The 20,281-nt window shown below is 34.0% G+C and carries 18 protein-coding genes, 1 tRNA gene and 1 pseudogene; 5 read left to right on the plus strand and 15 right to left on the minus strand.

The genetic code is table 11. From position 1 onward, the window contains the following. Positions 1-197: 197 nt before the first annotated feature. From AVJ19_RS06760 to AVJ19_RS06775, 4 genes are all read left to right on the plus strand, one after another. Complete coding sequence (locus tag AVJ19_RS06760) at positions 198-860, plus strand: hypothetical protein (RefSeq protein WP_111859002.1); 663 nt, start codon at positions 198-200, stop codon at positions 858-860. A gap of 70 nt (positions 861-930) precedes the next feature. Continuing rightward, the gene (locus AVJ19_RS06765; RefSeq protein WP_111859003.1) at positions 931-1,335 is read left to right on the plus strand and encodes a hypothetical protein; all 405 of its coding nucleotides are present in this window, start codon (positions 931-933) and stop codon (positions 1,333-1,335) included. A 17-nt stretch (positions 1,336-1,352) separates the two neighbouring features. Beyond that, positions 1,353-2,390 carry a metallophosphoesterase gene (locus AVJ19_RS06770; protein ID WP_111859004.1) on the plus strand — a complete coding sequence of 346 codons (1,038 nt, stop codon included), beginning with the start codon at positions 1,353-1,355 and terminating at the stop codon, positions 2,388-2,390. 247 nt (positions 2,391-2,637) lie between these two features. Beyond that, positions 2,638-2,799 (plus strand): ADP-ribosylglycohydrolase family protein, encoded by a 162-nt coding sequence (locus tag AVJ19_RS06775; RefSeq protein WP_162626554.1) that lies wholly within the window; start codon positions 2,638-2,640, stop codon positions 2,797-2,799. A gap of 64 nt (positions 2,800-2,863) precedes the next feature. Here AVJ19_RS06775 and AVJ19_RS06780 read toward each other — a convergent pair whose 3' ends face one another. From AVJ19_RS06780 to AVJ19_RS06845, 14 genes and pseudogenes are all read right to left on the minus strand, one after another. Further along, entirely contained in the window at positions 2,864-3,718 is an 855-nt protein-coding gene (locus tag AVJ19_RS06780) for a hypothetical protein (protein ID WP_111859006.1), read from the minus strand. A gap of 449 nt (positions 3,719-4,167) precedes the next feature. Continuing rightward, entirely contained in the window at positions 4,168-5,598 is a 1,431-nt protein-coding gene (locus AVJ19_RS06785; protein ID WP_162626555.1) for a DUF1566 domain-containing protein, read from the minus strand. 20 nt (positions 5,599-5,618) lie between these two features. After that, the gene (locus AVJ19_RS06790) at positions 5,619-6,302 is read right to left on the minus strand and encodes a hypothetical protein (protein WP_111859008.1); all 684 of its coding nucleotides are present in this window, start codon (positions 6,300-6,302) and stop codon (positions 5,619-5,621) included. Next, the gene (locus AVJ19_RS06795; protein ID WP_111859009.1) at positions 6,302-7,183 is read right to left on the minus strand and encodes a hypothetical protein; all 882 of its coding nucleotides are present in this window, start codon (positions 7,181-7,183) and stop codon (positions 6,302-6,304) included. The genes AVJ19_RS06790 and AVJ19_RS06795 overlap by 1 nt, the downstream gene beginning before the upstream one ends. 94 nt (positions 7,184-7,277) lie before the next feature. Continuing rightward, the gene (locus AVJ19_RS06800; RefSeq protein WP_111859010.1) at positions 7,278-8,009 is read right to left on the minus strand and encodes a hypothetical protein; all 732 of its coding nucleotides are present in this window, start codon (positions 8,007-8,009) and stop codon (positions 7,278-7,280) included. Between the two features lie 14 nt (positions 8,010-8,023). After that, positions 8,024-11,206, minus strand: a complete 3,183-nt coding sequence (locus AVJ19_RS06805) for an ATP-binding protein (protein ID WP_162626556.1) — start codon at positions 11,204-11,206, stop codon at positions 8,024-8,026. 52 nt (positions 11,207-11,258) lie between these two features. After that, the gene (locus AVJ19_RS06810) at positions 11,259-11,870 is read right to left on the minus strand and encodes a hypothetical protein (protein WP_111859012.1); all 612 of its coding nucleotides are present in this window, start codon (positions 11,868-11,870) and stop codon (positions 11,259-11,261) included. Positions 11,871-11,992: 122 nt separating this feature from the next. Then, complete coding sequence (locus AVJ19_RS06815; RefSeq protein WP_111859013.1) at positions 11,993-13,315, minus strand: McrC family protein; 1,323 nt, start codon at positions 13,313-13,315, stop codon at positions 11,993-11,995. A 6-nt stretch (positions 13,316-13,321) separates the two neighbouring features. Further along, a complete protein-coding gene (locus AVJ19_RS06820; RefSeq protein WP_416240573.1) occupies positions 13,322-15,583 on the minus strand; it encodes an McrB family protein in 2,262 nt (753 codons plus the stop codon). 800 nt (positions 15,584-16,383) lie between these two features. Next, entirely contained in the window at positions 16,384-16,776 is a 393-nt protein-coding gene (locus AVJ19_RS06825) for a restriction endonuclease subunit S (RefSeq protein ID WP_111859014.1), read from the minus strand. A gap of 236 nt (positions 16,777-17,012) precedes the next feature. Further along, a complete protein-coding gene (locus tag AVJ19_RS06830; RefSeq protein ID WP_111859015.1) occupies positions 17,013-18,035 on the minus strand; it encodes an HNH endonuclease in 1,023 nt (340 codons plus the stop codon). Beyond that, a complete protein-coding gene (locus AVJ19_RS06835) occupies positions 18,036-18,626 on the minus strand; it encodes a class I SAM-dependent methyltransferase (protein WP_111859016.1) in 591 nt (196 codons plus the stop codon). It lies immediately after the preceding gene. 119 nt (positions 18,627-18,745) lie between these two features. After that, positions 18,746-19,096 carry a hypothetical protein gene (locus tag AVJ19_RS06840; RefSeq protein WP_111859017.1) on the minus strand — a complete coding sequence of 117 codons (351 nt, stop codon included), beginning with the start codon at positions 19,094-19,096 and terminating at the stop codon, positions 18,746-18,748. 21 nt (positions 19,097-19,117) lie between these two features. Beyond that, positions 19,118-19,326, minus strand: a pseudogene (locus AVJ19_RS06845) (hypothetical protein). Between the two features lie 113 nt (positions 19,327-19,439). Here AVJ19_RS06845 and AVJ19_RS06850 point away from each other — a divergent pair. Beyond that, positions 19,440-19,667 carry a helix-turn-helix domain-containing protein gene (locus tag AVJ19_RS06850; RefSeq protein ID WP_111859018.1) on the plus strand — a complete coding sequence of 76 codons (228 nt, stop codon included), beginning with the start codon at positions 19,440-19,442 and terminating at the stop codon, positions 19,665-19,667. Between the two features lie 473 nt (positions 19,668-20,140). Here the strand turns inward: AVJ19_RS06850 and AVJ19_RS06855 are convergent. Then, positions 20,141-20,216, minus strand: a tRNA-Gly gene (locus tag AVJ19_RS06855). Positions 20,217-20,281: the final 65 nt, after the last annotated feature.

Genomic DNA, 20,281 nt, shown 5'->3' on the forward strand with positions numbered 1-20,281 from the left:
CAAAGCGACACAAACTGTCGCAAAGTATAATTTACCTACTTTTATTTGTTATTTTACATGCTAGGATTTAATGGAAATTTAAACTTTCCAATTAACAATCTCACTCATTTTTACAATATAAACCAAGGCTGGTTTTAGGCACTCAAATCACAACACTTCTTCTACAAACTTCATTCTATTTAAAAATTTAGGTGTGTATGTATTATCAATATTTTCAAGAAATCAAAGATTATCGTTTTTCAGAACATCAAATTTTGGTATTTGGTTGTCATGAACTCGGTAAACATTATTCAGGTTATGCACAAACTGCTTTACATCATTTTGGTGCGGTATTGGGTCAAGGTGAAGGTCGTCAAGGACAGGCTTATGGCATTCCAACCATTGCTAAAAATGGTCAGATTTTAGATCTAAAAGCTATTGAGAATTATATTGAAAACTTCAAAAAGTATGCTGAACAGCATCCACATTTACAGTTTATGATGACTGAAATTGGCTGTGGTTTTGCCAAATATCGAGTTGATCAAATTGCACCACTTTTTCTCAATGCACCGAAAAATATTCACTTTCCATTCAGTTTTATGACTTTTTTAGAAAAGTTGTATGAATTTACAGTGGAAGATATTACTCAAGTTTGGAAGTCCGATGCGCACTATCTTGAACTGCCGCAAGATTTCGGCATCATTGCCCGACTGCCTTTTAAGCACACAGATCAATTGATCAATCTACCCAATATTTGGGAGAAATATCCATCAAATTCACAACAGTATTTAAAATTGGATGAGCAACAATTTGTGCAACTCCATCATGCCATTGAAAAATTTAAACAAGATGAAGCTGCTCTATTTGCAGATCTTATTTAAGTTATTGATTTTATAAAAATTAAAGAGTGTTTTATATTCATTCACCCTGAACAATAAATCGAGAGTGCTGATGAAAATATTCAATACCATTCGACTTGCGACAGGCGAGACTGAAATTCAACAGTTTCAAGTCGATCAAACCACAGATAATATTCAAATGCAGATTGAGCACTTACAGCAAGCATCTGATCATGATGAAACAGTATTGATGGCTGAATATGCTGCTGAAAATAACCTTGTTTTAGACTATGCAGTAAAATATTGGTTAGGTTATGGTTTATATCATCCTGAATTTGCACAGCTTGATCAAAAAAATTTACAAGCTCGTTCCCCCAAAATCATTTTACTCAAGCCAAATCATCCTGCCACGGAAACTTTTGCTCATGTTGGACGAGTGGTATTTGATTTGGATGAATATCAACATCAAGTTGAACAATTGTTGCATTGGGTGCCACCACTTGGGGATGGCGATTAAAAAATTAAAGGAACATGATGACTTATCAATTTTCTCAAACTTTATTTGATGCACCGTTGGATATTATTGGTGATATTCATGGTGAAATTGAGGCATTACAAAGTTTAATGCAGCAGCTTGGCTATGATGAACAGGGAAACCATCCAGAACAACGTAAACTGATTTTTGTCGGTGATCTATGTGATCGTGGACCTGACAGCATTGCTGTCATTCGATTGGTCAAAACCTTGATGGAATATGGCAATGCCCAATGTATTTTGGGTAATCATGAATTAAATTTGCTGATTGATTCCAAACGTGAAGGTAATGGTTGGTTTTTTGGCTCGCCCCATGAAGATGATCAAAAGCCCTTTCATTCTCAGGCTGCGTCTATAAATGATCAGCAGTGGATTTTAAATTTTTTAAGTGATTTACCGTTGGTTTTGCAGTCCTCAAAGTTAAGGATTGTGCATGCGTGTTGGCATCAGGAAGCCATCGACATGCTGAAAACTGTACAAATGGACACTTTAAAAGAAATTTATGATTATTTTGTCCAACATACAGAAATGTTCATTCAACAATCAGGCATTGCGGAATATGCAGAGCTTGAAATGCAAAGTTATACAGCTCAACTCAGAGACCCAAGCACCCGACCACCGTTCCTGAAAAATTTGGCACAAGGAGATCTACTCGAGCAAATGCAAAACCCAGTCAAAGTTTTGACCTCAGGCGCTGAAGTTTTGGCACAGCATCCTTTTTATGCAGGTGGAAAATGGCGTATGTTGGATCGGTTGGCATGGTGGGAGCATTATGCAGATGATGTCCCTGTGGTGATTGGACACTATTGGCGTAATTTTAAATCGAGTGCTGAAAAACAAGGACTGTTTAAACAGATTAAACCCTTGGCTTGGTTTGGCTTAAAGCACAATGTTTTTTGCGTGGATTATTCTGTAGGTAAACGTTATTTAGATCGCCATCAGCAACGCCCTTTTACAGATCGGCTTGCAGCTTTACGTTTTCCTGAAAATACTGTGATTTTTGAGAATGGTGACATGAAAAACATAAACCGAGCTTAATTCACTGTTTTATCATGGATATAAGTAAGCTCGTAATTACACAAGTTAGAAACATAATATTGCATTTAAAAGCAAAAACTCCAATACTCATTATACTTTTACTTTGAATACAATAATATGCGCACACTTGTACTCAGCACTACTGGTCATCCAGAAGAAAATTTAGAATCCGCTCGTTACTTTATTCAGAATAAAAGTAATATATCCTAACTTTCTCAACTACTTCCAAAAGTGTTGCACTTCGTTGTTGAATCTGCGTTATCAACACGATTTAACTCTGTTATATCGTTATGCTGCATTAAGTTCACAAACCACACATACATCTGCTGAATGTATTGGAGCTTGTCAGTACTTTGCTCATGTAGTCACCAATGTTTTACAGGGGCAAACCAAAGATCATCAGGTGTAATCCTTAATTACAACAAAGCCGTTATAGACTAACAAATCTATTTTGTTAGTCTATAGCCCAATATTTATTTCAATTGAATCATTTGACGATGTGTCACTTGATCGATTTTATCTATAGCTTCAGCAAGTCCAATTTCAATGCTATCTGGTGTCATAATTCGAGCAAATACCTTCTTGCCCTTTACCTCACCACCAGAAAACTCAATGTCGTGTTCAACCAGACCAAACGTACCACGCTCAATCCCCAACAAAGCTTGAGATTGTGTTGTATAGAGCAAAGGAAATACACCTGCACGTATAGCACCTAATTCCTGCCACTGCTCATAATCATCACCTATTTTAATCGCAGCAGTGAATAAGCCTCTACGATGCGTTCCTATGTAAAATTGGAATGGACTATCTGCATTATTTTTTTGAGCATGATTAATCACTTTGAGTGTTTCACCAGGAGAGACTCGTAATAGCCCCAATGCAACTCCAGTCTTTGTAGTTGGTCTAAACGGATTTGTTTCATCTGTCTGTAATGGCAAGTGCACTTCAAAAGTTGGAATATTATCCCAAAATATTTCGAGTAAATCTTGTTGAAACAACTCTTTTAAAGTTTGACCTTCATCATCTTCTTCTAAGCATCCCAACAGTCCCAAAACAATTCTTGAACGACTTGAATTACCAGCCAATAAAATATGAATTTCTTCGGGTAAATACTTTAGATGATTCTCAAATGAAGATTTCAATGCTGTAAAGAACCCTATTAGCCCTTGACGAATCCGAGTAATTAACCACTCAATTAACTCTCTCTGAGGAACCTGAATTTCACATTCTACTCTTTGCCCATGGCGGTCTAATAATGTAAGATTTAGAATACCTTCATGATCTTGATTAATTTTACCTTTTTCCCAAAGTGGTCGTAATCGAGACATTAATATTGTTGTATTTGTAAAAGCCGCTTGTGTTTTTGCAATTAAACGTTCCGAACCTATGAAAGGATCTGCATCAATAGGTTGCGTAAAACTAATTTCCTTTTCACGACATTGATTTTGATTATATTGAAAGACTTTATAGGCTAAATTTTCTAATAAATTTTCACCACCTAAATACTTATCACCTGCTGAACCAAAATGCTCAATAACATCATCAACACCTTCATCCTCCAGCTCTTCATCAGTCGCTAAACGATAAATTCCGTAATCAAAATCAGTGGTTCCACCACCAAAATCAAAAACAGCATAAGGTGTACCATTTTCAGTAGGTTCTATGTCTAAAGCATTTAATGCAGATGCAGCAAATGCAGCAGGTTCTGAAGCAAGTTCTTGTACAGAAAATTCATTAAAACGTTCTGAATATATTAAACTTTCAGGAAAACTTCTGATTAAACTCTTCGAAAAGAGGCAAGAATTTTTTCTTTTACTTCATTAGGATACGCAACTGGGAAAGTCATATAGTATCTCAGATAGATACCACGCTCTCGCCAATTTATATTCATCCCTAAAAACCAAGCATATAATTCAATAGGATCTAACTGAGGATAATCTTTTTGGATATTAAGTGATTGCCCTTTAATTGGATTCAGTTCAAATAGCCGTTTAAATTCGTATTCATGATGATTTTGATCTGTAATTCTAACTTTAGCTTGTTCTGCCTCACGTAATGCCCATTGCTTTAGACGTGCAAAAATACTACTGACAATTTTAGGATCACTATCATTTTCTCTAAAGCGGGTACGAGCCTCGTGTGAACAATGTACAGTATTCCAATCGACTAATGGGCGATAGACTTCACTTTCCCATGCATTTAACACTTCTTGAATATCAAGAAACTCTAAAATAGTTGGATTTTCAAAATCATTATCAGAAATTGTATGTTTTTTAAAATCTTTTTCCTGTAAACCTATGCGTAACAGCTCATCTTTGCCATTTGAACGGATCGCAACAACTGTGCTACTTGTACCAAAATCAATCGCAACCTTCGCATTTCGAATATCAAGTTCAGGATTACGAGGGCGAATCGACTCACTTGATTCTATTTTTAAATATTTATCTTGTAGATCCTGATGGGGCATATAAAATTCCCACATCCCCTGATCAATATCAGTAAAACGTAATTGATCAATTTTAGGTAAGCGAGTAGAAATATAATCTACGTTTTTCCAAACTAGATCTATTGGTGGCTGATAATTTGGATCTGTTGAAAATTTATTTATATAAAAAATTATAAATTGAACTTGTTTTGTAAAATGTGAATATTCTATTTTGTCACTGACTCCATATTTTGCAATAGACCATTCATTCTCTGCGCAAATCATGAAAATTTCTAAAAATGATTTTCCAACAAACAACCGATTAACCGCAATAATATACCCTTCCCAATTTGCAACTGCTGGGTCCGAATAACCTAAATCTATACATCCTGTACGAACAGCCCAACGAGCCTCATTTAAAATATGATTACTATAACCTGATTTTAAAGGAAAATTATCTTTACTAACTTTTAATAATTGCTCTTTAGTTGGCAATTCCCAATTTGAAAGATTTGCTGTTCTTATTTGTTTAACTAAATCAATAGCCTTAGAATTATAATAAGGTCTTCCTTTCGATTCTAAATACTCCCAAATTAGTCCTGTTTTTGTATCTAAAATCAATTTCCCATTTGCTAGATTCCACCAACGATGTTGGTAAAAATATGCTTCGGCTTTATTTAAGGACTCATCAAATTCAGTTTTTTTTTGCTTTTGATCTTCAATAATTGCCTGTTCTGACAGTCGCTGATGTTTTAACTTTGGAACAAAAATCATATTACTCACACACTTTCCCCCTAAAATACTTAAGCTGTAATCACTAAAGCTGATTTAATTTTTTCACCAGATGCGTTATATAGTCCAGAGAGCAGTACTAATTTTATTTGACTGCCTGAACCTGAAATTTGATGATGAATGTTATAATCATAGTCAGTATTTAAATCCGGTGTTTTCAACTGAGCTTGCGTATTTAATAGGGTTAAGTTATATAAAAAAATTGCATTTTCCAATAACTTGAGTTTCCCTTCTTCAAGTTCTTGCTGCGAACTTTTGCACTGTTCTGCCAACTTATCCCAAATACGTACAATATTTTGCCACTGAGAACTGGCACTAATAAACGCTAAAATTTTAGTTGCATCATCATATTGCTCAATATTAAAAATGCTTTTTAATTCAGGAAATTGTACTAAAAAGTCTAAATATCCTTTTTGCTCTTCTAAACTCAATGCCCAAGTTGGTGTGATTTCGATGCTTTTTTCAACTATTTTATCTTTATAAATAATTTTTTCGACTGGGACTTTGACTACTTTCTCAACAATTTCTTTTTGTGTAATGATTCCCTGAAGCTGCTGATCCACTTTCTGCGAAGAGTTCGATATTTGTTCAGCATCTCCAACCCAATGACGTTTGATTGTTTGAATCAGTTTTTTCAGCATGACACTGTCCTCTAATTGCTCTAATAATTTATCTATATCCATCAATTTAGCCATTAGTCCAATGCTCCAATAATCGGTTGAAATTCAAGATGAAGATGCAAATCATATTGCTGTTTTAATTGCTGACAAAAACCAATAATTTTTTGTTGTTCACTTTTTTCTAATATTAAGAATTGACGCTTTTTTGTCCGAACAGCTGTAATACTTGGATTATGATAAGGTGATGGAACTTGTGGAACATCTAATAAACCTGCAATGTTAGCTAATTCATCAGGACGAACTGTATTCCAAAAATTTTTAAATATACTTGGTAAGAAACTTAAAAGATTTTCTAAATTCGGACGTTGTACAGAAGCAAGTTGTTGCTGAATTTGCTGTACTTCTATCTGTAGTTTTTGACGTTCCTGCTGTAATTCAGCAAGTTTGTGAGAAAAATCAATCTGTATTTGGCTATGATTTTCTTGTTGTTGTGACAGTGCCAATTGCTCTTGTAAATGAATTGCATCAAGCAACTTTTGGTGTTCTTTCCAACTATTTTGTAAACTTGTTAATGGTAAAATTCTTTGTCTTATCCAATCTGAATTCAGTGAATCTGGTTGCTTTACATTTAAACTTTTACAAACATAGTCCACTAGATTATAGAAATTCAAAACTTGAAAATTAGTATTTTTAAAAGCATGTAATTGTATAATTGTTTCATTAAGCCAAGTGGAGTTTGTATATAAAATGCTAACTTCCACAGAAGCCAATCCATCATCCAAATTTAAATATTTATTAACTTCATCTAATACAGCTTTTATATTCGACTGATCATTATGATGAATAAATGTGTCATCTCCTTTTATTGGTACAATAGACCAATCTATTTGATTCTGGCTTTTATAGACCTGTATTTCATTTTCCAACAAACAAAGACTTAAATTTGTATTTGACACGATTCCCTCAATTTTATACATATTACGAAAGTTATAAAGCATATTAACAAGAAATAAGGATGAAAATATCAATATTTTTCATCCTGTTAACCCACTATTCTAATTTATGCTTATCAAGTTCTTGATAGATTTCTTCTACTGATTTATCAGGATTTAGATTTTGCTCTGCTTTAACGAGTTCTTTCTCAATGTCATTGTTTTTATCAGGATTTAACTTGTTACTAAAATATTTCGCTACATCTGAAATATCTTTTATTTTTTCAATAATATTTTGAACACGTGTTTCAGTAAAATAACCTTCGCCTTTTGATACATTTGGAGCATCTTTTAAAATATGAACCAATAAATCACTACTTCCTTGACCAATTTTTTCCTCTAATCCCCAAGCTTGAACAGTAATTCCTGCACTCACTTTTTCACCAAAATTGAATTTTTCTGATTTTTCTGGATCAAGCTTAAAATTACGGAGCGCACTGATATACTCATCATAAGATGAAAAATCAGCAGGTTTAATGTCAGCCTCATACGCTTGTAAAGCCATGTCACCAATATCTTCTGTTGTTTCATTTTCTTTCAACAAACCTAATACAACCAAAGCACTATCAATTACTTTTACAGCTAAACGCAACTGTGGGTGTGGAATCACTACACTTAATGCTGTGAGTATTGCACTCGTCGCTGTTAAAACAGTACCTAAGTCATTAATTGTTTTACTAAAGGTATCTGTGACATTACCAAAAGTATTAGAAATCGCATTTCCCACTGCACTACATGCAGAAGAAAATGCACTACTTATTGCACTACCCACTGAGCTCCAAAATCCCATGTCTATTCCCCTTTTTAGATTGAATTTAACTTTTGCAACATTGCTTGAAGAGCCCCTGTAATGAGTCTTCCGGTATCTTGTCCAAATACCGTATCAGATGTAATTTTTTCATTTAATTTATCATGTTCATACAAACCAAATAAAAATATAAGATATTGTTCTGCCAAATATTTTTTGGATAACTTATCTTCTATATATGCAATTGGTGCAATATCCAAAAATAGCTGCGCAAGTGCCAATTTAATATCAAACGCTGAATCACTCCACATCTGATTCATCTTTTCCATTTCTTTAGATAAACGTTGAGTAATAATTAGCTTATGACCCTGTTCATCATTCTGTGATAAGGCATACCACTTCAACCATAGATTCAAGACAAAACTACCATCCTGAATAAATTGATTAAATTTTTCAGCTGTAATGTCTGAACCAAATACGCTGGATAATCTCGGGTATAATTGCGCTCTTTGGTTGAAAATTCTTTGTTGGCTATGGTTTGCAATAACCTGAATATCTAAAGGTTTCGAGTTGGTATTGTGCAACTGACCAACTTGAGTGCGAACCGCTTCATGCCAACCGGCACTATAAACAACGGCTTCACCCGCTTTGAGCATAGGCAGAAAATTAATTTGCTCTTCGGTTAAACCAACAGTTTCACCTATTGCTTGTCGATCATCGGCTGCAAATAAACGGTGAATTATTTTAGTATTGGTATTTTTCAATACTTCTGGCGCCAGCTTATTTGGAATCTGATCTGCAATAATCAGTCCCTCACCATATTTACGGACTTCAGCAAGTAGATTTGCAAATAGACTCACACCCAACTTTTTAGCACCATCATCATGACCTTGTGGTTTTTCTAATAAACGATGTGCTTCTTCAATCAATGTTAAATGTTGGAAAGTAGGATCTGAATAATGACGTTGCTTCATTGCTTCAGCTACACGACCGATTAACAATCCCATCATTAATGCTTTATCTTGTTCATCTTTCAGTTCATCCAATTCAATCACGACTTTTTGACCGAGTAATTTTGATACATCAATTGAAACACGCGTATTAAGCATTCTGCCCTTACTCCCAATCGTGAGATTATCCAATCTCGAAATGAGAGAGCCTTCATACTTTTGCTGTAAATCATCACCAAAACCCTTGCTTTTAATCACAATTTTTAATTGTTCAAGCATTTCAGACATAATCGGAAAAGCTTGTCCTTGACAACTAAATGGATTTTCAAAAAGAAAATTCCTTGATGTGTGAATATCCCAGCCTTTTGACTCATAACTACGAATAATCGCTTCTTCAATCAAATAAGGCATAGAAGCTTCCATAGGGAATACCGCTGCAAAAGTCGCTTTTAAGGTATCGATATGACCAACCAATTGCTCATTTGGTAAAAGTTCAAATGGATTTATACGGAATGGAGAAATCTGTTCATTATTTAAAGTATAAAATTGAATATCTTTATCAAGCTCATATAAACCTCGATATTCAGTCTTAGCAGGTTCTATCACTAAGAATGGTAATTTCGATTGCAACAAAATCTGTTGGCAAGTCGTTGTCTTACCTGCACCAGTAACTCCACTTATAAAAATATGCTGATTAAGCAACTTTTTATCCAATAAGACTTTGCTCTTTTCTAAAGCCCGGCCATTTTGAATAATCCGTCCAAGCTCAAATGATTCAGAATCCTTAGAATTTAAAGGATTAACCGCAAAATCTACATTTTTTCTTAAACGAATTCCACAAACCTCACGACTTGGTAAACCTGACAAAATTGACAGCTCTGATGAATTTAACCAAGTTGCATATGCAGCATATCTCGCTGTAAAAGGTGTACTTTGCAATAACAATGCATCTTTATTAAGATCAGTTTTTTCCCAATGAATTTTAAATAACTGGTTAATATTTTTCGTTTTCATATCCAGTTTTTGCACTTGTAGTGGGCTAAAAACGGACTGATTACCCTGAAAAATAGATCTAACAGCTAAAACAAGACTTTCATATGTTCTTTTATTATAAGCGGATAAATATATAGCTGTTTTAAAAAGACCTTTGCTACGCCCTAACTCAAAACGAATAAGTTGCTTTTCAGTAATATATTTCTCAACACGTTCGATTTTCTTGTCCACTACTTCTGTACTTTCTGTGGAACTTCCACCTTCAGATTTGGTAGATGAAGACGAATTCCCTTTCGTATCATTCTGACTCACAGATCTACTATCACTTGTTCCTGTAGAGTCTGATGTACCACTACTAGTTCCCTTCGATAAGCTTTCACCTGCTGTCCAACCTTTGTTCTTACTTTCACTTGTACTCGTCGAACTATTATTCTTAGAGTTGCTAGATGAATCCCCTCCACTCTTTGAGGTCTGCTCAGTTTTAGAATCATTTACACCTTTCTGCTCTGTAAACGATTTATTTGAACCTGTTTGATCCGTTAAGCCATGACTAATAGAGGTACTAGCACCTTCGGTCACAGAAGAACCTGTATTTGTACCCAATTGAACCGATTTTTTGATAAAAGGGTGTAAATTCGCAGATAAATTTAAAAGCTCTTCGATTGTTTGGTTAATTTCATTTAATGTTACTGGTTGTGCGACCAATAATAATTGCCACGTTTCACCAGTTAAACTACGAGCTAAACGATCAATACCTTGATTAATATTAGAGCCTTTACTTTGAGCCTGTTGATCAACTGTCAAAGATGGAACGCCTGTTAATAATCCAAAATGCTGAGCATTTCTTAAAGGTGATAAAATATGATCTTGTAAATTTTTAGAAGATACATCTTCTAATAAAATTCCTGAAATATTACCTAATAATTGGCTTTCTAATAATTTTTGCTGATGAAACACATCCCCCTGATCCAACAACAAGACTATCCCAATGTAAATCTCAATTCCTGTTTCGGTACCAGATAAATAATAAACCCAATTAAAATGAACATTATTCATACTCGCAATTACGTTTTCCAAATCTTGTCTTAAGATAAATTGTTCTTGAGCTGATAATTCTGTAATACGAAAAAATCTTGAATTACTATTATTAATTTCAAATTTTTCATCTAAATCTAAAAAATCTATTGTTTGTATACCTTTTTGATTAAGAAAAACAGCCTCTTTAAAGGCATCAATATCAAATATTGATTTTGAGTATTCATCAATTACTACTTTTTCCGTTAATAACAAATCCATAACACTTACCATCCACTCAATTTATTAGTTTTTAAATATATTTTATTATAAATTATATATTTAAAGCTTTCACCAACTCAGGCATTTCATATGTTTCGAGCACTATACTTAATTTTTTTAAGTTCTTTTTAATCTCCTTCTCTTCATTATTAAGAATATCTTGATAAACTCTTGTTACTTTATTGCTAATAGTCAAAGCTAATTCCCGCATTAAGGAAGCCTGTACAAAACCAACACCTTTTCTGCGATCTTTAATCAAAATATCTAAAAAACTAGACTCATCTTCTAAATACTTTGTATTAGAAATTATTAATTTTGCTTTTTGAAAAAGTGGCAAAAATTCCTGAACTGTATTTTCTGGTAATAGATCTCTTAATTGTTCATCCACCAGTATTAAAATAAGGGCTTGTGATAAATTAAGCCCTTTAATAGTCTGCTCAACTCTTTTCCATCTCCAACTAAATGGCATACAATCTCTACGACATTCCAAAGGAAATAATGTTTCAAGTAAATTCAGATCTCGTTGAATAGTCCTTTGTGTTGTTTCTATACCCTTTTTTTTTAAATATTTTTCAATATCCGTTGTACTCACATATTTACTATCTAATAGAAATTGAATAATGTTCCATTGTCTAATTAATACTTTTGATGGTTCCTGACTCATTTGAAGCTCTTGCAAATTATTCTAAAATAAGTATATATTTTTTTATTTGTACTTATAAGCATATAAGTCATTGAGTACGTCATAATTTGACTGAGTCAACTATTTTCAAAAGACGGACTCGACTAGCAAGTTCGATAGCTCAAAACCCACCTCATGAATAGCTGTCCTTTTTCACACTTAGGTTTCATATTCAGATCAAAAGGTAAAATTCTTAAAGTTGAAGCTCCATATTTAAAGTGAAAATCTTGCAAAGGTTGATTAAATACATCTCCTTTTGCAGGATAAATCATAAGTACTTCATGAGCATGATTTAAATAAAATGCACTATAAGCAAACATTTGCTGAATATCACTGTCTTTTAAACCATAGCGTCCACTTGAATCATTTGAATCCAATAATTTCCACTTGGTATCTGCAACCTTTAAAGCCTCTCCCTCAGAACTGACCCTTTTCATAAAAATATCAGGCCTGAGTCTAAACATAGATTTACTCCCTTGTAGGCACATATGTTCAGTACTATGCTGAGTATAAATTTCCCATTCATTTTGAGTTTTCTTTAAGAAATGTGCGACATAGTGCTCAAACAATTTTTCCATCGGAAAGAGTAAGCTCATACCACGCCAGTCTCCTTGCGTGGAAACAGGCATATATTCACCTAATATGAGTTCAGTCCAAGGCTTGATCTCTGTATATTGCACCAATAACCGTCCTGATTGCCATTGTTTAAAATCTTGCTTTACATTCAAACTCTTCGGAATCTCACCTGTCATTAAGCGAAGTTCTTGTGCAAGTTTCCAATTGCTTGCATGTTTGGTTTTTTTACAAACAATTTCCAATGCTGTTTTGATCAAACGATTTTCTGGTCGATTCACCTCATACACATCATGCTCAATGGGGAAAATATGTTTTTTGGCAGGAGGCTGACGCATATATTGAGCATGTTGTAACTGTCCACGTAGAAATTTTTGATCCTCTTGTACACGGTTATAGTCAAAACGAAGACCACATTGTACTAATCGTTCAAAGCATTTTAAAAACTGGGTAATGATCCATTCATGCAAAGGTTGTTTAAACTGACTTAAATCTGCTGCACCCACTTCCCGATAAGGCAAATGTAGTGAAACACTGAGCATATTTTGCAGAAGCCTGCGTTCTTGCTGAATAATCTGCTGCTCATCACCCTCTTTCATATCAACATGTTTAGGTAATATTTCAATACGAGTACCACATGGAGTTTCAATCACACCCACATGCTGATCAAGCTTCAGCTTTTTACGTCCTGCAAGTTCAAAGACTTTTGCCCCATGCTTGGAAAATGATGCAGACAGCTCACATAAATGCTCAAATGCTTTTTCAGATATATAAGCATGTTCAATAGTAGACTTTGGACAACCTTCATAAGCTATACTTATGAAGGCATATTCTCGAACAATAAAATCAGACATACATTCTTATTCTTTCAGGCCTAAAATTTGAATAAAAGCATCTATCGTTTTAAATGTATCATCATTGATTTTCCAAATTTTCTTTTCATTTGAATAACCCAGTTCTTGCTCAAACTTTGATGGAAATAACCCTGCAATATTGATGTCTTTATCCTCAACAATCATACCGTTATCGAAGAATACTAAATTAATCTTCGCCCAATCATCAAAGAAATATTCTTGGAGTTGAGGAATGATTTTTTGTTTGAAAATATGTGCCAAATGCTCAAGTGTAGGCTTTTCTTTTAAGCTCATAAAGTTGGCATGACCGATACAATGATCTCGGTCTAAAAGCACTTCTATCCGTTGATTCATGACTGATAAAATATCAGCAACAATCACTTCTTTATCATTACCAAATATTTTTATTAATTTACCATCCTCATTTTTGATTTCCTGAGGTTGCGGAGGCATTTCAATAAAGGTAAATCGACGGCGTAAAGCAATATCCAGACCTGTTAAAGAACGATCTGATGAATTCATAGTACCAATGATATAAACGTTATCAGGCACAAAAAATTCTTTTTTAGAATAAGGCAATGTAACTGATAAAGCTTCATCCGCCCCTTGCCGTTTTGAATCTTCAATAAGGGTAATAAGTTCACCAAATATACGGGAAATATTGCCACGGTTGATTTCATCGATAATGATTACATATTTCGATTTTTCTTTAACTACAGAGTTTACACCTTGTAGAAAATTATCTAAAAATGGAATTAAATTTGCCCAAATTGCACTATAACCATTAACTAAATAGGGCTCTAATATTTCTGATTCACCCAAAATCTCAATGACTGTTTTTTCAGCTAAATTTCTATTTGTAATTTTTCCATTCCTAAATTCTCTTAGTAAAAAATCGGTCAATACACGTGATAGATGAATAACATTACCATTTGGTTTCTGAATTTCAAGCAACTCTGTATTCATTTTCTTTAAGATATAACCTTTCCCAAACTCGATTGGCTGTGCAACTTGAGTAATTGTTTGATTATTATCTATTTGTTTTGCTTGATCACAAATCTCTTTAAATACACCTGCTTTTACATCATAACGTAACTGCCCCTGCTTATCTGTTTCAGCTCGAATCCCCTCTACAAAATCTTCATAGCTAAAACTTTGATGAAAAGTAACAAATTTAATCAAACCTTGGTCTTTGTATTGGTCAAAACGTTTTTTTAGCTCTATCCGATCTTCATTTTCTAAAATATCTAAAGGCTTATTTTCAATAATCGACAAGGCATGATTAATACTATGGTAGGTTTTCCCTGTCCCTGCTGCACCAAATAAAATACGGTTTAAAGCCTGTTCCATCATAACATTCCCCTCAATTTCTTCATTTTTTTGTTGCTTTTGCTTATTCGCTAAATAGCCTTTTCTTACCATTGCAAAAAGCTTTTCTACATATGGAAAAAAGCTTTGTCCCCCTTGATTTTGTATGAGTATTGACAAAAATTCAGGTAAGGGCGTTTTCAGATAAGATTCATAGCCTATTCTCTTTATATTGGTTTTAGTCACGATTGGAATGACACAAGGATCACTAAAGTCCTGATATAAAAATGCAATCATCCATTTCAGTCCTTTAGGGAACTGAATTTGATCAATTGCATTTAAATCACGATGCTGAACAGCAGCGACAATATCCAGTATTTCTTGTTTAATCTGTTGGAATGCTTGCTCTGAATCATCACCGAGCCTTTTATGCCATGAATATGGCTTCTCATTATGATATTTATCATCCTGACCTAAACTAATAGGCTCCCAAATATCAAAATAGTTAGCAAAGGTAGGATTGCCTTGGGTTGGATCAAATCTATCAACCTGGGAAATAAAACATTCTGTATTTTTTGCTTGATGGTAATCAGATATTTTTAAATTTTTAAGACGCTCAATTGGCCAAAGCTCTAAAAACACTTTAACTTTAGATTCCAATACGTTGCTTTGATCACTATTTTGTTCATACCAATCACAAAATTTTTCTAATTCTTCAGCAGTCCCAATTTCAATATAATACATTTGATTACCCAGCCACAAATTTTTACTTTGTGACTTTAAACCACTGTGGCGACCATCTTGCTCTGAATATTTCCCATTTGGCACATCTTTAGTTGACTTAAAATTAAAACTAAACTGACCATTATCTTCTGGATCAATTTCAATAAAAATTGAAACTTTGGAACCTGTTAAAACTAAGGCAATTTCTCTACCACGTTCATTGGTCACAACAGTCATCTTCTCACGGCTGATATAACTATCTGGATATTTTCGGCTTAAAATTTCATTTGCTTCACTTGGGGTTAAATAGCTTTGCTTAGGATTCGCAATAAAATACTCTTGCAATAAAGTATCGTTGTATTCAAATAATGGCTGTTCATGACGGTCTTGCATTATTTTTTCGTAAGTTTCCGCATAACCCAATTTTTTATTTTTGGTTAAAAAATCCAACATAACTTTCCAAAAAATTGCAATTATTTGTGGGTTATGTCTATCTTGATATAAAAATGCAATCTTCCATTTAAACATGTCACTCGTTGGAATTGTCTCTATCTCTTTGAGATTTCGCTGTTTGACCGCCGAAATTATATTTAAAATATTATCTTTAATATTTTGGAATGCTATTTCTTTCGTAGCACCATACTTTTCAAACCAGCAATAGTCACCATCATAAACACGACCACGACCATTTTCTTTTTCTTCTGCATTTTTTCTATTAAATATGCCAAATTTTGAAGAATCCCCACCTCGAATATCTGCAATGGGCCGTGTCGCTTGCTCTAGCCAATAGGTAAATGAGTCCTTGTTTCCAACCTGACTATATTCTTCCAGTGTCATAGTTTCTACACGGCTAACAGGCCATTTTTCTAAAAACTCATCCCAATTTTGCTCTTGTGCTACTGACACACTTTCCTCCTAATTCTAAATTTTTGCATACAAAAAACGCATTCACTCCCATGAGCGCGTTTAAATTTTTAAGCTTCCAATTTCTTGCTGCTTTTCATCTTTTCCACAGGTTTATTCGTTTCTCTTTCCACCTATATTTTGGCAAATAGGCTTTCTGTACTATTCACACCCGTGGTTAATTCTTGGTGCTGCTCACGCCATTCGGCAGCCAGTTCACCGCTAAAGGCTTTAGCGAGAATGGATTGTGTAAATAAATTCACTCGTTTTTGTACTGATTGGACTACTGTTTCAATTAGACTCGCATTCTTAAATAAACTTTCGGCTTGCAGAACGATCTCTTGCTGTTCTTTTAAACTAGGATAAGGAATTGATAATTCCTTAATTTGACCCAAGAACAGATTTGATTGTGCAGTAGATTTAGATTTTTCATCAATTTGCTTCTGCAAATATGGTGACTGCAAGACATACATTAAGAATTTATTAACTATGAATGCGTCTATAAGTTGAAAGATATTGTGCGTCATCACGGATACTATCTTCACCTTCGGTCATTTCCTAATATGAAGCTTCTGCACTGATCAATAATGCATACATTAAAGGATCAATTCCTTTTACAAATTCAAACTCAACCATAACTTTCATCATTATATGCAACTAACTGTATTTTAATGTGATTTTTTAAAAGCATCCTTGAGTTAAGCATAGCACTTCTCAAAGAATACTTTAAGAAAAAACTAAGATATAAATAAATTTTAGATATCTACAGTGTATTTAAACTCCACATCAAATAGCCATTTTCTTTCGCCTGTTCATACGCCCACCCTGCAACACGATGCGAACGCTCAATATCTGTCAAAAAGCCTAATTGAGAGATTTCGTTTTGAATGGTTTGGTTATGCAATTGATTCCTAATCATCCACTGCTCCAAAAAGTTTTCTGAAGCTAAATAATTACTTTTTTGTGAATTGCACACATCATCTGCCAGTACAAAATTATGTCCAGTATCAGCTGGATAAAGTGACCATGGGATAAAATGATCTACGGCATACTTTTTATTTTTTAGACTCTTACCACAATAAAAACACTGACACTGTTGCAAATCAATCAAGACATTGGCAACTTGTCCCAATTGGTTACGACTCGGCGCAAACATAAATTCATTTAAATCAGGTAAACCATCTAAAACCAATAAATTTTTGCGATTCCCACGAATATAATCAATCCAACGCTTCTGGCATAATTCTTCAATAATTTCACTGAACTGTCTGAGGCAATACATTACTTTAGGGAGTAAAACTAGATTTTGTTTTGAATCCTCCAGACAATAAAGAAATTCGAAAGTTTGACCATTAATATTTTGTAAATATACGACTGGCATTTGTTTGACTGTAGTCGCTACAGATTTTTTTAATTTTAACCAAAACACTGAGTCTCTACGTACAGCTGCTAAAGTTTTAAACTGGCTTTGCGCTAGTCGAATGTGGTTAATGATTGCAGCTTGTTGACCTGTACTTTGTTGTAATACAAAAGGATCATATTCATTAAATTGAAAAGGTAGTGATTGCTTCCAATATAAATCTATAAATTTTTCCGCAATATCTAAATAGTCTAAAACTAATTCACAACCTGTATCTTCGCCTTGCTCAATCGCTAAACGTACTAAACTCATTAATAATGCGAACTTATAGGTAGAAGTAAATGTACCTGATTGCAGAATTTGCAGAATTTGTTTTAGAAATTTGAGCTGTTCTTGTGGTGTTGGAATAATGGCTATAGTAGACATTTAAACAGCCCTCTTTTGAAAAATAATGTTCAACCATTCTTCAGATCGATCAATTCGTTTATCCACAGTAATCCATTGTTGTAATAGTAAAATATGATCAAATGATCTCAACAATACATGGGCTTGCGCTTCATCTAAATCGGTAAAACTGCGCCCATCTTTGCTTCGGTCTGTCTTACCATATTTAAAGGACATATAGCAGATACCATTCGGTTTTAAGGCATTTAAGATGCGTCCAACAACTTCTCCCAAACGATTTCTTTCACAATGTAATAGTGAAGCACAAGCCCAGATTCCATCATATTGTGCTTGATCATCGAGTTCATAAAAACTTTCCAGTCGAACCTGAATACCTGTCAGTTTTCTTGATTGCTCCACCAACTTTTCTGAATAATCGATTGCTTCGACTTGATAGCCTTTATTTTTAAACGCTAAAGCATCTCGTCCAGAGCCACAACCCAAATCCAATATTTTTGAATTTTGATGAATATAACGTAGAAAAGGTTGATATAAGGACCCTATATCAACATTAACTGTTTGCTCATAAAATATTTTTGAATTTTTATTATAATAATCAAGTGTTGTAGTCATAGTATCCCTCCCCTGAGCAGATTAATGTATATGACTACAACCTAAAAATATAGATTGTTTAATCTTTTCGCGCCAAAACTTGTCGTTAGATTTTAACAGGTCATTAGAACTATTTAATCCTAACCAATAACACTCCAATGTAACACTTTGGACGATGGCTGATTTCCTTCAAATGTGAGGGAACAAATCGCCTTAGATCGAGAATCCATACCATAGCGACTAACTCTATCACTTATTTTAAAATTATACGTTACTGCAAATGATGTGAGTGAATAAGCCCGAGCATCTGTCAGTTTTTCATTTGCCATACTTTCAATCTGTGCTTTCGTTTTTCCTTGTGCATTTTGGCATTGAGCATCAGTCAACATCCCTGCTTGTTGTGAAGTATTGGTTTGACTGGCTGTTGCAGGATTACCCATATAGCGAAAGTCAGCAATCAATTTGCCATTACGTTCACGGATAGTCGCCATATTTATAGATCCTCTAGTGAATTATTGAAGAGCATCCATGCTTAAACCTGTAAATTTAAGCATTTCGGTTTCAATACGTTCCCAAACAAAAAGAATTTTTCGTCCACCAAAAGGGCGAATATAGTGAACACCTTCAATGAATACACTATCTTTAAGTTGATTGCGAATAGTACGAGCGTCGTATTGAATTTTTCAGCCAGCTGTTGGGCTGTAAGATAGGTATATGACATAATAAGAGCCTCTGATTTTTTACTAGTTAAGTAGGAAAAATTATTCCTCTTAAGTAAATTATCATATTTTTATGTCTTTGAAAGTACTTTTTACTATTTAACTAGGATAATTTATGATTATTTCAAACTTAGCTGTTTTGTTAGCTGAAAGGAAGCTAAAAGTTGCTGATTTAGTCAGGAGTACTGGAATTAACAAATCCACATTACATAAACTTTATAATGATGAGTCAGTAAGAATTGATTTTGAGACAATTGATAAAATTTGCACAGCGTTAGAGGTAGAAGTGGGAGATTTATTAGTTTTTAAAAAAAATCTTACTAATCATATAAATGAAGAGTAGTTTGGTCACCGATGGTCACTTTGAAATTGTGATTGGTCACAAAAGTAGATATAAAATTTGAACGGTCGTTAAAATTAACATAGACTATCTGAAGTGATGTATTTAAAACCTAGATGAATATCGAAAAATGAGCTTTTTTAGGTAAAAATTTTGGTCACCGATGGTCACTTTAGAAAAGTGGTTGGTCACAAACTTGAAAAATAAGTTCAAGTCTTGGACTAAAATTCTATTCTTAGATCCAGTTTTGGAGTTTTAATAAGCTAAAAAGAACAAATGATTTAATGGAAATTGAGATCATTTAAGGTCATTTATATGCGGTGGGGCACCGAATGGTCACATCTTGGTCACCAAAGATAGGAAAGGTGAATAAAATTTATAAGTAGGCTGTAGTAAATAATTTGAATTAGATGAAAAAATATCAATTAAATCAACAATAAAAAAGCCCCCATCTTTCGATGAGGGCTTTTTGAATCTGGAGCGGGAAAGGAGACTCGAACTCCCGACCCCAACCTTGGCAAGGTTATGCTCTACCAACTGAGCTATTCCCGCGGAGTCTGTCCAATTTTTTAAATAAAAAACTGAATGAAAAAATTTTGGAGCGGGAAAGGAGACTC

The sequence above is a fragment of the Acinetobacter sp. CFCC 10889 genome (genome assembly GCF_003268395.1).
Lineage (GTDB): Bacteria > Pseudomonadota > Gammaproteobacteria > Pseudomonadales > Moraxellaceae > Acinetobacter.